This is a genomic window from Amphritea sp. GJ51-11 (assembly GCF_055808735.1).
The window spans coordinates 586986-602402 of record NZ_CM147881.1 but is presented as its reverse complement, the minus strand read 5'-3'; the positions used below and the strand labels follow the sequence as shown (position 1 = coordinate 602402).

Genomic DNA, 15417 nt, shown 5'->3' with positions numbered 1-15417 from the left:
ATCAGACCAAATTACACAGCAATGAGAATCCAATAATGTCGTTAGACCGCACAGACGTCGAAAAGATCGCTCATCTGGCAAGATTAAATATCGCCGAGCAAGATATTCAAGAATATGCCGAGAACCTCAGCAATATTCTTGACCTGGTCGACCAGATGCAAGCCGTCGATACCCAAGATATTACGCCGATGGCACATCCCATGGATGCTATTCAGCGTTTACGTCTGGATGAGGTAACCGAAGGAAACCAGCGCGATCATCTTCAAACCGTCGCCCCGGCCGTTGAAGCAGGCCTGTTTCAGGTGCCTAAAGTAATCGAGTAATGCCGGACCAGACATCCGCTTGAAGGATTTAAAAACGTTATGTTAGACAAAACACTCGCCGAACTGGCGCAGGGGTTAGCAACGGGTGAATTCAGTAGTGTAGAACTGACCCAGAACTACCTTGACCGGATCAGTGCCGAAGACGGCACACTAAACAGCTTTATCACTGTTACCCCAGAGCAAGCTCTGGCTCAGGCCAACGCCGCCGACCAACGTCGTGCAGCTGGCAATGCCGATGCCTTTACCGGGCTGCCCATTGCCCATAAAGATATCTTCTGCACCGAAGGCGTTCGCACCAGTTGCGGCTCAAAGATGCTGGATAACTTTATCTCGCCTTACAACGCCACCGTGATTGAGCACTTCAATCGTGCGGGCGCGGTTAGCCTGGGTAAAACCAATATGGATGAGTTCGCCATGGGCTCTTCTAATGAGTCCAGCTTCTACGGCCCTGCCCGTAACCCTTGGAATACCGATTGTGTTCCCGGTGGATCATCCGGCGGCTCTGCGGCAGCGATTGCCGGCGGCCTAACGCCAGCGGCGACCGGCTCAGACACCGGTGGTTCAATTCGTCAGCCAGCAGCGCTGTGTGGTATTACCGGACTGAAGCCGACCTACGGCCGCGTATCCCGCTACGGCATGATCGCCTACGCCTCATCACTCGATCAAGGCGGCCCAATGGCCCGTACCGCCGAAGATACCGCCATGATGCTGAATGTGATGGCTGGGTTCGATCCAAAAGACTCCACCAGCTTGGATCAGCCGGTACCGGATTACACTCTTAAACTGAACGATTCCCTGAAGGGTTTAAAGATCGGTCTGCCTAAAGAGTTTTTCTCCGGCGAGATCGATCCGCAGATCACCGCTCAGGTCCAAAACGCGATCCGTGAATTTGAAGCCCTCGGCGCGACGGTCAAAGAAGTCAGTCTGCCAAATACTCATTTGGCGATTCCGGCATACTATATTATTGCCCCGGCTGAAGCGTCTTCCAATCTGTCACGCTTTGATGGCGTACGTTACGGTTATCGCTGTGAAGACCCCGTCGATCTCGAAGATATGTACAAGCGTAGCCGCGGCGAAGGCTTTGGCGAAGAAGTTAAGCGTCGCATCATGGTCGGCACCTATGCGCTGTCAGAAGGCTTCTATGATGCCTACTACAAGAAAGCATTACAGATCCGCCGGTTAATTCAGCAGGATTATGTTACCGCGCTGTCCGAAGTCGATGTCATTATGGGGCCAACCACCCCGCATCCCGCCTTTAAACTAGGCGAAAAGACTTCCGATCCCGTTGCCATGTATATGGAAGATATTTTCACCATATCGCTCAACTTAGCAGGTATGCCGGGCATTTCGGTTCCCTGCGGTTTTGCTAACGGATTACCGGTAGGCCTGCAACTGATCGGCAACTACTTTGCTGAAGAGCGCTTACTGAATGCCGCGCATCAGTTCCAGCAAGCCACCGACTGGCACACACAAACGCCTGGTCAATAAGCTGCTGACCTAATGCGCAACAGAATTTAACGCAGCACCATTACACTCAGTAACGTAAGTTTGCTGCAAGAAGAGGTTTACATAATGGAATGGGAAGCAGTCATCGGGCTTGAGATTCACGCCCAACTGGCGACTAAGTCCAAAATATTTTCGGGTGCCAGCACCGCCTTTGGTGCCGAGCCAAACACTCAAGCCTGCGCGGTCGATCTCGCGCTGCCAGGCACCTTACCGGTATTTAACGGTGAAGCTCTGCGGATGGCGGTATTATTTGGCTTAGCGATCGACGCTGAGATCGGCTACACCTCGGTGTTCGACCGTAAAAACTACTTTTATCCCGATCTACCAAAAGGTTATCAAACCAGCCAACTGTTCCACCCGATCGTTGGTACCGGCTATGTGGATATCACCCTCGACGATGGCACCATCAAACGTGTCGGAGTTACCCGAGCTCACTTGGAAGAGGATGCGGGTAAATCGCTGCATGAAGAGTTCCCTAGCATGACCGGCATCGATCTTAACCGCGCGGGCACACCACTGCTAGAGATCGTCTCCGAGCCGGACATGCGCAGCGCCGAAGAAGCCGTTGCCTACGTGAAGAAAATTCATGCCATCGTTACCAACCTCGGTATCTGTGACGGCAACATGGCGGAAGGTTCTTTCCGTTGTGACTGCAACGTATCGGTACGTTATAAGGGTGAAGAAGAGTTCGGTAACCGTACCGAAAGTAAGAACATCAACTCTTTCCGCTTTATTGAAAAAGCGATCAAAGGCGAGATTATCCGCCAGATCGATATTCTCGAAGACGGTGGCCATATCACTCAGGAAACCCGTCTGTATGATGCCAACAAAGATGAAACTCGCTCAATGCGAAGCAAGGAAGAAGCCAACGATTACCGTTACTTCCCCTGCCCTGACCTACTGCCGATCGTCATCGATGATGACTACGTCAATCAGTTGCGTGAGACGCTGCCAGAGTTACCCGACGCTCGTAAAGCGCGCTTCTTAGAGCAGTATAAACTGAGTGATTATGATGCGATGGTACTATCCGCTTATCGTGATCTGAGCCACTATTTTGAAACCGCCGCCAACACTGCAGGCGATGCCAAACTAGCCGCTAACTGGGTGATGGGCGAACTGTCCAAGCTTCTTAATCAGAATGATACCGACATTAAAGATTCACCGGTTTCAGCTGAACAGCTCGGCGGTCTGTTATTGCGCATCAAAGACAACACCATTACCGGCAAAATAGCCAAGCAGGTGTTCGAAGCGATGTGGGCGGGCGAAGGCTCGGCGGATGAGGTTATCGAATCCAAAGGCCTGAAACAGGTAACCGATAGTGGTGCGATCGAATCGATGGTCGATGATGTCATCGCCGCTAATCAGCCACAGGTTGATCAGTATGTGAATGCTGAGCCCGATAAGCGCGGCAAGATGATCGGCTTCTTTATGGGTAAGGTGATGCAAGCGTCTCAGGGCAAAGCTAACCCTGGCCAAGTACAGGGTCTACTAAAACAGAAACTGGATGCATTAGCCAACGGCTAACACACTTCACCGTCACGCGTCTAAACCGGTCGATATTATCGTATCGACCGGTTTTTTTACCTTTAAATGCCGCCTCCCTCTCCCGTTAGTGATCAACGCCTCGTTGCAGAGCTTGTTGATAACGATCCTCGAATCGCCCTTTGAGCCACTCGCTCAACGCTCTCACCCGCTTCAACTGATGTCGCAACGGCGGACATAACAGTGTTAGCTGTGTATTTTCCGACCAATCCGGCAACACCTCGACTAATCGACCCTGCTGGAGATCCGCTTGCACATACACATCGGCAAGCCGCGTAACACCTAATCCAGCCAGTGCCGCTCGCCGCATCACTCGACCGCTACTCACTTTAATCCCCTGCTCAACATGCACGGTTCTGCGCTCGCTCCCCCGACTCAACGTCCAGTGATCCACACTGCCACAAATTAATGACAATGTTTTCAGATCTTCTGGATTTTCAATAGGGTGATTACCCTGCAAAAAATCGGGACTGGCCACATAACGCGTTGTCACCCGGTGCAGCTTACGAGCAATCAAGCTTGAGTCCGGTAACTCACCCATGCGCATCACCAGATCATAATGATTAGCGATCAAATCCACCTGTACACTGGAAAAATCCAGATCCACACAGATCCCCGGATGCTGTCGTTGAAAATCAATCACCAGCGGCGCTAACAGCTCTTCGCCGATCAAGCCACCCACCGCATTCATGCGAATCACACCTTTCAGCTCGTCTGTCGATTGACTAGCCCATTCCGCCGCCGCATCCAACTGCTGCATCGCCAATTTACAGCGTTCATAATAGCCCTGACCGATCTCCGTCAACCGCAACTGCCTCGTTGTACGATACAACAGCTGCACACTCAATACCGCTTCCAGTTCTGAGACCAATTGGCTCAGATGCGCCTTAGAAAAACCAGAAACCTCAGCCGCCGCCGTAAAACCACCTGACTCGGCGACATAGATAAAGGCACGAATACCGCGCCACGAGATATTGTTCATATATACCAAACAATTATTTCAGATTGAGGATATTTATCACCCTAATACAGAGGTCTATTATCTGCAACATCGATTCACTTCAATACCTTTTGGTATTTAACTCCCGAGATAAAATGATGACTCAACCACTTATCGTAATCACCGGCGCTAGCTCTGGCATTGGCGCAGCCATGGCACAACAATTTTCGGCCGCCGGACACCCATTACTGCTCGTCGCCCGTCGTATTGATAAGCTGCAAGCGCTACAGCTGCCTAATACCCTATGCCGTCAGGTCGATGTTACCGATGCTGATACGCTTCGCACTGCCATCCAAGAAGCAGAGGGGATACATGGCCCTGTCGATTGCCTGATCAATAACGCCGGCGTAATGCTGCTGGGTCAAGTCGATACTCAAGACCCAATCGAATGGCAGAGAATGTATGAGGTGAATGTTCTCGCCGTGCTGAACAGCATGCAGGCGGTACTCAGTGATATGAAAGCCCGCCGCAGCGGTACGATCATCAATATCAGTTCGATTGCCGGTAAAAAATCATTCCCGAATCATGCCGCGTATGTGGGCAGTAAGTTCGCTGTTTCCGCCATCAGTGAGAACGTGCGTGAAGAGGTTGCCGATCACAACGTCCGTATCATGACGATCTGCCCAGGTGCAGTAGAGACCGAACTACTGAGTCACACCACCTCGCAGGAGATTATTGATAACTATGAGGCTTGGAAAGAATCGATGGGCGGAATACTAGCCGCTGATGATATCGCTCGTACGGCTATGTTTATGTATTCGCAGCCACAACATATAAACATCCGCGATGTACTGATCACGGCAACCCGTCAACAAGCGTAATTCACACATCCCTCATCTTTTTACACGGATAAAAAGCCCCTGCACAGATAGGGGCCTCAAACCAATCTATTCAATATTAAGAGACAAAGATCAAAGTGCTGACTAAAGGAAAAGCTCAGTTAAGTAGGATTACTACTCCAGTAATGGGCAAAATCATGATCACATAACAACCCCGCACAGACCGACTCAATCCTTGATACACCGCCCCATAGCCAGCTTCAACGCACGACCCGCCTACGTCACCATCATCATCGAGCAACACAGATGACAGGACATCAACCATTAACGAAAAAGCCATCTCACCGAAACATCGATAAATATATGAAAAAAGTGATCCAAAACAGTCAAAAAACGTCTAATATCCACTTAGATATTGGTTTTTTCACAGGAGTCACAGTATGCCAACCGCAACATTTGCAGCAGGATGCTTTTGGGGAGTTGAAGCACGTTTTACCAACACACCCGGAGTTACCTCAACCGCTGTAGGCTACATGGGTGGACATACACAAAATCCCACCTATGAAGAAATCTGCAACAAAACCACCGGCCATGCCGAAGTGGTGCAGCTTGAATTTGATGAACAGGCCGTCAGTTATGACACCCTGTTGGATATATTCTGGCAGATGCATGATCCAACCACCCTTAACCGTCAGGGCCCTGATATCGGCGATCAGTACCGTTCAGAAATTTTTTACCATAATGATCAGCAACGTATCATGGCGGAACAAAGTAAGGTCGTGCTAGATAAGAGCGGCATCTTCGGCAACCCCATCGTGACAGAGATCACACCAGCCGCTGAGTTTTGGCGGGCGGAGGAATATCATCAACAATATAATGCCAAGAATGGCCACGGCGGTTGCGCTATCTAAGTATTAACACTTTTGCTGGGCAAACCCCATGCAAACATGAAAGCCAACAAAAAAGCCGTCGATAGTGATATCGACGGCTTTTTTAGTTTAGTGGCTAGCAACGCAGCCCTATGAATTAAAACACAGCAGGGCTTACAACTGCACCGCTAGACGTGTTCCTTGATCAATGGCTCGCTTAGCATCCAACTCGGTCGCCAAGTCAGCCCCACCAATCAGATGATACGGCTTAGTCAGTCCCTCCGTTAGCACTCGCAACGGCTCCTGCCCAGCACAGAGGATAATATTATCCACCGTTAGCAACCGCTCTTCACCATTAATACTCAGGTGTAGACCCTCATCATCGATGCGCTGGTACTCACACCCAGCAAGCATCTCTACGTGGCGCTTCTGCAAACCTAAACGATGCGCCCAACCGGTTGTTTTACCCAAACCACCGCCGACTTTCGAGGCTTTGCGTTGTAACAGGTAGACCTGCCGAGCCGCAGGCTCGGGTGCGGGAGTAACCCCTTCAACACCGCCACGGGAGGACATGGTCATATCAATACCCCAATCACGCATAAAGGCGGAAATATCCTGACTAGTGGACGGCCCTTGATGAGTCAGATATTCGCTGATATCAAAACCGATACCACCGGCACCAATCACTGCAACCGATTGGCCCACCTTCGCACCGCGAATAAGATCCAGATACCCCATCACTTTCGGATGGTCGATTCCTTCAATCGCAGGCACTCGAGGCACAATACCCGTCGCAATAATCACTTCGTCGAAATCACTCTGCTGCAGCTCATCAACACTCACCCTGTGGGAGAGTTTTAAATTAACCCCATCCAGCTCTATGCGGCGGCGATAGTAACGCAGCGTCTCGTTAAACTCCTCTTTACCCGGAATTTTTCGGGCAATATTAAACTGCCCACCGATCTCGTCGGCCGCATCAAACAAAGTAACCTCATGACCTCGCTGAGCCGCCGTGGTCGCAAATGCTAAACCTGCCGGACCTGCGCCAATCACGGCCAACTTTTTCACCTGTTCGGCCGGCGTGATAATAAGCTCTGTTTCATGACAAGCCCGAGGATTTACCAGACAGCTGGTCAGTTTGCCAACAAAAATATGATCTAGGCAGGCCTGATTACAGCCAATACAGGTGTTGATCTCATCACTGCGTCCTTCTGCTGCTTTACGGACAAACTCCGGATCTGCTAAAAATGGCCGTGCCATCGATACCATATCCGCATCGCCACGGGCTAATACCTGCTCGGCAACTTCCGGCATATTAATTCGGTTGGAAGCGATCACCGGCACCGATAATGCCTGCCGCACTTTAGCGGTCGCCCAAGTAAAGGCCGCTCGAGGTACTTTCGTCGCGATGGTGGGAATACGCGCTTCATGCCAACCAATCCCGGAATTGATAATGGTTGCCCCTGCTTGCTCGATCGCCTTACCGAGGGTAACGACCTCATCAAAGCTACTACCCCCTTCCACCAGATCTAACATGGATAGACGGTAGATAATAATAAAATTCGTGCCAACCCGCTGTCGTACGCGTTTAACGACCTCTACGGCAAAACGAATCCGGTTATCATATTCACCACCCCAGTCATCCTCTCGCTGGTTAGTCCGCCGAGCGATAAACTGATTAATAAAATAGCCTTCGGAGCCCATCACCTCAACGCCATCGTAGCCCGCCTGTTGAGCCAGCCCTGCACAGCGAACAAAATCCTCTATCTGCTGTTCAATCTCATCCACCGTCACTTCATGGGGGGGAATGGATTAATCGGCGCTTTTATCGCCGAGGGTGCGATCAATTTCGGATTATAGGCATAACGTCCCGTATGCAGAATTTGCATACAGATTTTGCCGCCATCGGCATGTACCGCATCGGTCACAATACGGTGATTTTCAACATCCTGTTCAGTCGCCATGACAGCGCCACCAGCCACCACACCACCTTCTTGGTTAGGCGCAATACCGCCCGTCACAATCAGGCCCACACCGCCTCGAACGCGCTCGGCATAAAATGCAGCCATCCGCTCAAATCCACCAGGCTTCTCTTCTAAGCCAATATGCATTGAGCCCATCAGCACCCGGTTCTTCAGGGTGGTAAAGCCCAAGTCTAACGGGGCTAACAGATGTGGAAAATTCTGGCTGGTATGGCTCATGTTATGGGTTCCTCAATATTCTTATTTTCTGATCATACGACCAACACAGGCTGTTAAAGACACAGCAAAAAAGTCGCTTACAATGAACTGGACAGTGTCAAGATAAAGCGATATTTTGACACTGTCAAGATTGGTTGATAAATTGCCTTGATGAAAACGACCAATACCTCAGCAACCACACGCAATTATCATCATGGTGATTTGTACCAAACACTGTTGCAAGCCGCGACCGATATGATCGCCGAGGGCGGTAGTGAAAGCCTATCAATGCGCAAACTAGCCGACCGCGTCGGTGTTTCCCGCACCGCGCCCTATCATCACTTCAAAGATAAAAACGCCCTATTGTGTGCCATTGCCGAACAGGGGTTTAAGAATGTCGAAAAACTGCTAGAAGAGGTCAGAATCCGAGAGAAAAACGAGCCATTAAAACTCATTTTTACCGAATATTTTCACCACTATATCAAACGCGCCTATCAGCACCGGGAGCAGTACGATCTGATGTTTGGCCGGGAGATCTGGCGACATGGCTCACCCACCGAAGCCCTGCAAATCATATCCCGCCAACACTTCAAGAGCTGGTTAAACTGGATTGAACGCCTTTGTGAACAAGATGTTATTCGTTTAAGCGACTCACCGTTAAGAACCGCACAAGTCTGTTGGGCAACATTGCACGGGCTTTGCCGGCTGTTAAATGATGGTATTTATACTGAACAAAGCCAACTGGATGAAATGGTCGATAGCGCAATTGCGATGATGCTAACAAAACCTTAATCGCTCAGCTAAAAAACAACGTCCTCAAGCTGATTTTGCTTCTATCATACTAACAAAGTCTGCCATAGCCTCTTCGAAGGTGAGAAAAATTGGGCTATCCAATACATCCCCCCTAACCCATAGGTAAAGATAACGCTTCACTTTAATTGTCAGATCCAGTTCTAACTCGACAAAATCACCAAGTGACGCAGGCAAAGCAGCCATAGGAATACGTGGTAATACCGCCAAATAACGACCACGTGACAACATAGTCGCCAAAATAGCGGCATCATTACCAAAGGCTATTTTTGTCCTAATTTCCTTTAAACCAGCCGTCATCAACAACTCTAATACCTGATTTTCAAAGGTAGTAGTTAAACCAAGGCTGAGCCAGTCAGACGCCTCTAGGTCCTCAATTTTAACGATTTTCTTTTGCGCCAGTGGGTGGCTCTTATCGCAGAAGATCCCAATATGATCTTCCATCACCAACCGACGTTGAACGCCTTGAATAAAACGATCATCAGTTGTGGGGGCCAACATAATATCAAAGCGGCCTTCAGACATTTGCGGTAATGTAATGGCCGGTGAACCGCAGGTAACAGTACAAGCTGAAGTCGGATGCGCCTGAGTCAGGCGCTCAAGAATATCCGGCATGACACCAAGCCCTAATAATGGCCCGGTTGCTATTCTAAATTCAGATTTAACCCCCAGTTTCTGATGTGCCACCTGCTCCTGCGCCAACTGTAAACTTTGAATAATCGATCGCCCTTCCCTTGCCAATACTTCACCAAAAGGCGTGCTTTTTACACCGTAACGACTTCTCAATAATAGCGGTGTGCCCGCCTGCATTTCTAGGGTTGCCATTGCTCGGGTCAATGTTGGCTGGGCCACCCGCAACGCATCTGATGCGGCGGTGATAGAGCCCTTATCAATAATAGTTGCAAGATAAGAGAGGTGCTTAGGATTCATAGGCTTCAGATATTCATTTTTGATTGATTGGAGCAACAAATAATCATTTTACTACGCATTCAACCTACCGTAACCTATCTACGAAATTTAAAACAACAATAACTCGGTAACTTCTATGTCTAACTCCACTAAATGGCTACGTAACAGCCTATGTGCTGCAACATTGATCGGCTCTATGGCCGCTACCACCTCACAAGCAGAGCAAGTTTCAATGGAATCTGCGAGCCCCAATAGTTTGCTTGGAATGATTCCACAAGCGATGGCGGGCTACTGGGCCAATAATGATATTGAGCTGCAATTATCGCTAAACCAGACACTGACTAAATCACTGCTTAAAGTCGCCGCAGGCAAACTGGATCTGGCAGTCGCTCCACCCCTCTCATATAACGCAATGACAAAAAATTCAGGTCCCTATAAGCAGATGGGAGACAAAGCTAGCGCTTTGGCCGCCAATGTTCGCTCGCTGTTCGGCATACCGGGTGGCACCTATCATGCAATCTCCTGGGCCGATGACAATATTAAAAATTGGCCTGACGCGGCAGGTAAGCGAGTCTATATAGGCCCCCCTGCTGGTGCTGCTAATGCTCAAGTCATAGCCCTAGGCGCCAAAGGCGGCCTTGTCGAGGGCACATATGATCCGGTTAAAGCGCCATGGGGAGCGGCCACACAAAGCTTCCAAGATGGTCAATTCGACCTTTACGTAGCCAATACAAGCATTGGCTCACAAACACTTGCCGAACTAAGCCTGTCTCACGACATTCGCTTACTCAGTTTAGCCGATGTGAGTCAGGTTCCGGATGAGAGTTTGGGCTTGCAAGTGGTTGTGATTCCTCCTAACACTTACCCTGGGCAAGTTAATAAATCACCCGTCATAAGCTGGCAAACACTTATGATGATGACAGCACATAAAGACTTCTCTGAAGAGATCGCCTACAAATTAACAAAGACTTACTTTGAACACCGTGAAGAGGTCGCCAAAAACAACGCGATGCTTTCACAGCTTTCAGACACCGACTATTTTGCCGGGGTTAATGCACCACTTCATCCAGGCGCTATTCGCTATTACAGAGAAGCGGGTATAACCATTCCTCCCAAGCTGCTCATTCAATAATCATTTAATTACCGCCATATAAGCAGGCTCCCGCCTGCTTACGGAGTTATCTATGCATCCCTCATCAAAGCCATCCTTTGATCCATTATTTTGGATGAGTTCCGTTCTCTGTCTTATTGTGACGTTATACGGTCTTGCCAACATCATGCCCGCCATTGGGGATTTTCGCTTGGGTCCCTTCCCGATGATTTTCTTCAGGGCAACATTCTTCGGCCTTTGTATATTGGTCGTCACCTTAGGCATTGTTAAACAATATCGTGATGGAAAGACTAATGCTTGGATCGCATTAACGAGCGTTGTCCTCGCTATTGGCTTAATAGGCTCATGCCTCTCTTTTTACAACATCAGCATCATGCTCGATGACGGTATGTTTCTGTTTGATAATGAACAGATGTGGATCGCTTTAATCGCGGCTGGTGGTGCTCTCTTCTATTGCTGGCGCTTATGGGGAGCCCCCGTCGCGCTGCTAGGAATCTTCGGCATTCTTTATATGGCGACGGGTCACTGGTGGCCTGGCCCTCTACAAACGATCAACACCGGCATCGCTGAAACGTTGGCACAAAACTTACTCTACAGCCTCGACTCAGGCATTTTAGGTAGTACTTTTAGCATTGTGATTACCACCGTATTTCCCTTTATTATCCTCGGCTCGATGCTCGAGAGTGTCGGTGCCGGCAACTCAATGATCCGCATTGCCTTTTCATTGATGAAACGTACTGCGGGAGGCCCTGCACATGCCGCTGTACTCTCTTCAGGCTTATTTGGCACCGTCTCTGGTAGTGCCGTTGGTAATGTGGTGGGGACCGGGGTTGTCACCATCCCGATGATCACTAAACGGGGTTTTTCACCTAATTTTGCCGGTGCTGTGGAAGCGGCTGCCTCTACCGGCGGACAGATTATGCCTCCCATTATGGGTGCTGCGGCACTGGTCATGGCAGACTTTGTCGGTGTCAGCTACCTCACGGTAATTATCGCAGTACTGGTTCCGGCTATTGCTTATTATGGCAGTCTGTTTGCCATGATCGTATTTGAGTCTCGCCGCCTAGGTATTAAAGCCAATGACGAGATTGCCGGTGTCGATCAACCCGTACGGCAAGATTATCTCAACTTGTTACTCATCTTCTTACCTATCGGTCTGATTGTTTCGCTACTGATATATGGGCTCTCGCCTTCCGGCGCATCTATTTCAGCACTCGCATTACTGCTACCGCTGAGCCTAATTAACCCAGCCGTTCGGACTAAACCCGCCATACTACTTCAGAGCCTTTGTGACGGGGGTAAAACCTTTGCAGGATTATTGATGGCCATCGCTGCTGTCAGTATCGTTATATCGGCACTTTCAGCAACCGGTGTACCGGTGAAATTCGGTATTCTTTTGACAAGTCTCGTCACCGACTCGCTGCTTATTTCACTTTTACTCGCGGCTTTCTGCTGCATTGTATTAGGTATGGGTATGCCGACATTGCCTGCCTATGTCACGGTTGCAACCATTGCTATTCCTGCCATGGAACAACTAGGACTAGCTCCCCTAACCGCCCACATGTTTGTCTTCTTTATCGCCATTGCATCAGCCATCACACCACCCGTTGCTATTGCCGCTTTTGCCGCAGCAAGTATCTCCGGGGGCGGCCCAATAGGGACATCAGTACAAGCATCTAGAGTCGGTATCATGATTTTCATTATTCCATTCACCTTTGCCTTCAATCCGATGTTATTGACTGTCGGCGCAGCCGGTGTGGAGTTTGACTTGCTGACATGGTGCTGGCTGCTGCTTAAGTTAATTGTTGGCATCATGCTGACGGCCACAGCACTGAGTGGGTTTCATATTCACAAACTCCGTTATTACGAAATTGCTGCCCGATTAGCGGCAGCCATTATGTTATTCGCCCCAGGTGTTATTTGGGATCAAGTAGGTATAAGTCTCGCGCTTATTCTTTGGTTCTGGCACCAGCGTAAAGACCTTAAATTTCTGCCCCGTACAAAAGGAGCTGTCTAATGACAAATATTATCTACATTGTGGCCGATGATCTGGGCTATGCCGATCTGGGTTGTTATGGTGGCCGAGAAGCTCAATTCGGTCAGGTATCGCCAAATATTGATAAGCTAGCTGAAGAGGGCATGCTATTTCTTGATGGATATGCCAACTCACCGGTGTGCTCACCTACCCGCTTCGCCCTAATGAGCATGGCTTACCAGTACCGCTTACGTGGTGCTTTGGAAGAGCCCATCAACACTAAATCCAAGGGTAGCGACGTACTTGGCTTACCCCCCAATATCCCAACATTACCAGGACAGCTGAAAAAAGCAGGTTATTACACCGGCCTCATGGGTAAATGGCATCTAGGATACCCTCCTCATTTCGGACCTCGGGCGTCTGGCTATGATGAATTCTTTGGCATTATGGCGGGTGCTGCAGACTACTTTAGCCACAAGAGTGGTTATGGTGATCACGATCTATGGATAAATGAAGAAGAACATCGAGAGATCGGCTATCTCACTGATCTTATTTCAGAACACTCGGTCGATTTTATTAACCGACGTGCAATAGATGACGAACAAAAACCATTCTTTTTGAGTGTTCATTACACAGCGCCCCACTGGCCTTGGGAAAGCAGAGATGATGAAGAATTGTCAAAAGAGATCTCTACTCTCTATCACCTAGAAGGCGGTAATATTCACACCTATCGCAAGATGATTCACCACATGGATGAAGGTATCGGCAAGATCATGGATACCTTAGAGCAACATGGCCTGACTGAAGATACAATTATTGTCTTTACCAGCGACAATGGCGGTGAGCGCTTCTCCGATAACTGGCCTTTGGTCGGCGGCAAAATGGATCTTACCGAAGGCGGCATTCGAGTTCCTTGGATCGCGCGCTGGCCCAAGGGTATCGAAAAGGGTACTACGAGCATGCAACATTGCATGACAATGGACTGGTCACGCACCCTACTGGAAATCGGCCAAGGAGAGTTTGATCCCAGCTATCCCGTTGATGGTGTTTCGCTGCTACCCGTTATTACCGGCGACATTGAACTATTTGAAAGACCCCTCTACTGGCGCATGAATCATCGAGACCAGCGCGCACTACGCGTCGGTGAATTTAAATATTTAAAAGTCGATGAACATGAATATCTCTTTAATATCACTAATGATGCAAGAGAACGGGCAAATCTGAAAAAGGTTTATCCTGAAAAACTGGAGGAGATGCGACATCAATGGCTAATGTGGAATGAAACGATGCCGGCTATTCCAAGCGATGCAACCGTCAGCCTGGTATATAACACCGCCGATATGCCGCAGCGCTAACATTATAAATAATATTCGGCAGATCTGAAGCTAACCATTCAGCACTGCCATTTGCTTTATCCTGGCGATACTTTCTGGCCTTTCAACCTTCTATGCAAGAAGGTCTAGGGCCAGCTTTTTAAACCAGTTCAATGACAGGTTTATTACCTGCAGATGCCCTATAGACAATATTCAGGCTAACACAATGAGTAAATCTATCAATGCGCTTGCCCGTGGTATGTTTGTTCTTGAAGAAATCATTAGACATAACCCCATAACTTTGGCGGAACTTCACCACTCCACCCAAATTAATAAAGCGACGCTACTACGAATTCTTAAAACCTTAATCGATGTTGGCTGGGTTAAACGCTCGGACGAAATGGGTGGCTATATTTTTTCCAACTGCATCAACCAAAATGCACGCCATTTAAAGCTGTCGGTTGCTGCAACGCCTATAATCAATCGACTCTGTTCAGAATTAGCGGCAACCGTCGAGCTCTGGGCTCCGCAAGCAAACCGTATGAGCCTTATTAGCTCGACACAGCCTGCTACTCAGCCATTAACAGATTCTTATTCCCATGAAACGACACTGCCCATGCTAACCTCTGAAGCGGGGTTAACCTATTTTGCATTTCTACCGCAAGCCGCACGCGCGTCATTACTACAGGAGATAAGGTCACAAGGAGGCAGAGAAGCGCTTCTACTCGACCGTGATCCTCTCTGGCTTAAGCAAAAAATTGAATTAATCAAGACACAAACATATCTATATCAGAAGCCAATCACCTCTGATGTCAGCTCAGACCGTTCGAGTAGAGTGTCCATTGTGTTCCCGGTAACGAAACTCAATGTCATAATCGGTGTTATCTTACTCTCTTGGGAAGCACAATCTATCGACCAACAACACGTAGATAATACAATCATTATAAAAATAAAAAACACGATTAATGAGATAGAAGCATTATTATAATTAACAGTATTTTTAAGATAGCACCCCGCCCATCCAACTTAAAAGAATCTTTAGAGTTGAACCAACAAATAACTAATCATATTTCATTAACACATTCACAAACACATACCAT

At 48.7% G+C, this 15417-nt stretch carries 12 protein-coding genes and 1 pseudogene; 10 read left to right on the top strand and 3 right to left on the bottom strand.

Going from position 1 to position 15417, the window contains the following annotated elements; genetic code table 11:
- The first annotated feature begins 35 nt into the window (after positions 1-35).
- The 3 genes from gatC to gatB all read left to right on the top strand — a co-directional run bounded on the left by gatC (position 36) and on the right by gatB (position 3353).
- Positions 36-323, top strand: a complete 288-nt coding sequence (gene gatC / locus AC0L4K_RS02600; RefSeq protein ID WP_126158413.1) for an Asp-tRNA(Asn)/Glu-tRNA(Gln) amidotransferase subunit GatC — start codon at positions 36-38, stop codon at positions 321-323.
- A gap of 39 nt (positions 324-362) precedes the next feature.
- Positions 363-1811, top strand: a complete 1449-nt coding sequence (gene gatA, locus AC0L4K_RS02595; RefSeq protein WP_473268084.1) for an Asp-tRNA(Asn)/Glu-tRNA(Gln) amidotransferase subunit GatA — start codon at positions 363-365, stop codon at positions 1809-1811.
- A gap of 84 nt (positions 1812-1895) precedes the next feature.
- A complete protein-coding gene (gatB, locus tag AC0L4K_RS02590; RefSeq protein ID WP_473268083.1) occupies positions 1896-3353 on the top strand; it encodes an Asp-tRNA(Asn)/Glu-tRNA(Gln) amidotransferase subunit GatB in 1458 nt (485 codons plus the stop codon).
- 85 nt (positions 3354-3438) lie between these two features.
- Here gatB and AC0L4K_RS02585 read toward each other — a convergent pair whose 3' ends face one another.
- Entirely contained in the window at positions 3439-4353 is a 915-nt protein-coding gene (locus AC0L4K_RS02585) for a LysR family transcriptional regulator (RefSeq protein WP_473268082.1), read from the bottom strand.
- Between the two features lie 113 nt (positions 4354-4466).
- Between AC0L4K_RS02585 and AC0L4K_RS02580 the strand changes: the two genes are divergently transcribed.
- Together AC0L4K_RS02580 and msrA are read left to right on the top strand one after the other, a co-directional pair.
- Positions 4467-5192: an SDR family oxidoreductase gene (locus AC0L4K_RS02580; protein ID WP_473268081.1), complete on the top strand. Its 726-nt coding sequence runs from the start codon at positions 4467-4469 to the stop codon at positions 5190-5192.
- A 398-nt stretch (positions 5193-5590) separates the two neighbouring features.
- The gene (gene msrA, locus AC0L4K_RS02575; RefSeq protein WP_473268080.1) at positions 5591-6061 is read left to right on the top strand and encodes a peptide-methionine (S)-S-oxide reductase MsrA; all 471 of its coding nucleotides are present in this window, start codon (positions 5591-5593) and stop codon (positions 6059-6061) included.
- A gap of 132 nt (positions 6062-6193) precedes the next feature.
- On the opposite strand, the pseudogene AC0L4K_RS02570 reads toward msrA, so the two are convergent.
- Positions 6194-8220 (bottom strand): annotated as a pseudogene (locus AC0L4K_RS02570) (2,4-dienoyl-CoA reductase FMN-binding domain-containing protein).
- Positions 8221-8370: 150 nt separating this feature from the next.
- Between AC0L4K_RS02570 and AC0L4K_RS02565 the strand changes: the two are divergent.
- Positions 8371-8991, top strand: coding sequence for a TetR/AcrR family transcriptional regulator (locus AC0L4K_RS02565; RefSeq protein WP_417224807.1), 621 nt, complete (start codon positions 8371-8373; stop codon positions 8989-8991).
- Between the two features lie 24 nt (positions 8992-9015).
- On the opposite strand, the gene AC0L4K_RS02560 is transcribed toward AC0L4K_RS02565, so the two are convergent.
- The gene (locus tag AC0L4K_RS02560; protein ID WP_473268079.1) at positions 9016-9939 is read right to left on the bottom strand and encodes a LysR family transcriptional regulator; all 924 of its coding nucleotides are present in this window, start codon (positions 9937-9939) and stop codon (positions 9016-9018) included.
- 115 nt (positions 9940-10054) lie between these two features.
- On the opposite strand from AC0L4K_RS02560, the gene AC0L4K_RS02555 reads away from it, so the two are divergent.
- The 4 genes from AC0L4K_RS02555 (at position 10055) to AC0L4K_RS02540 (ending at position 15305) form a co-directional block, all read left to right on the top strand.
- Complete coding sequence (locus tag AC0L4K_RS02555) at positions 10055-11050, top strand: TAXI family TRAP transporter solute-binding subunit (RefSeq protein ID WP_417224811.1); 996 nt, start codon at positions 10055-10057, stop codon at positions 11048-11050.
- 52 nt (positions 11051-11102) lie between these two features.
- Positions 11103-13046, top strand: coding sequence for a TRAP transporter permease (locus tag AC0L4K_RS02550; RefSeq protein ID WP_417224813.1), 1944 nt, complete (start codon positions 11103-11105; stop codon positions 13044-13046).
- Positions 13046-14359, top strand: a complete 1314-nt coding sequence (locus tag AC0L4K_RS02545; protein WP_473268078.1) for a sulfatase family protein — start codon at positions 13046-13048, stop codon at positions 14357-14359. Before AC0L4K_RS02550 ends, AC0L4K_RS02545 begins: the two co-directional genes overlap by 1 nt.
- A 184-nt stretch (positions 14360-14543) precedes the next feature.
- Positions 14544-15305: a helix-turn-helix domain-containing protein gene (locus tag AC0L4K_RS02540; RefSeq protein WP_417224816.1), complete on the top strand. Its 762-nt coding sequence runs from the start codon at positions 14544-14546 to the stop codon at positions 15303-15305.
- Positions 15306-15417 lie beyond the last annotated feature (112 nt).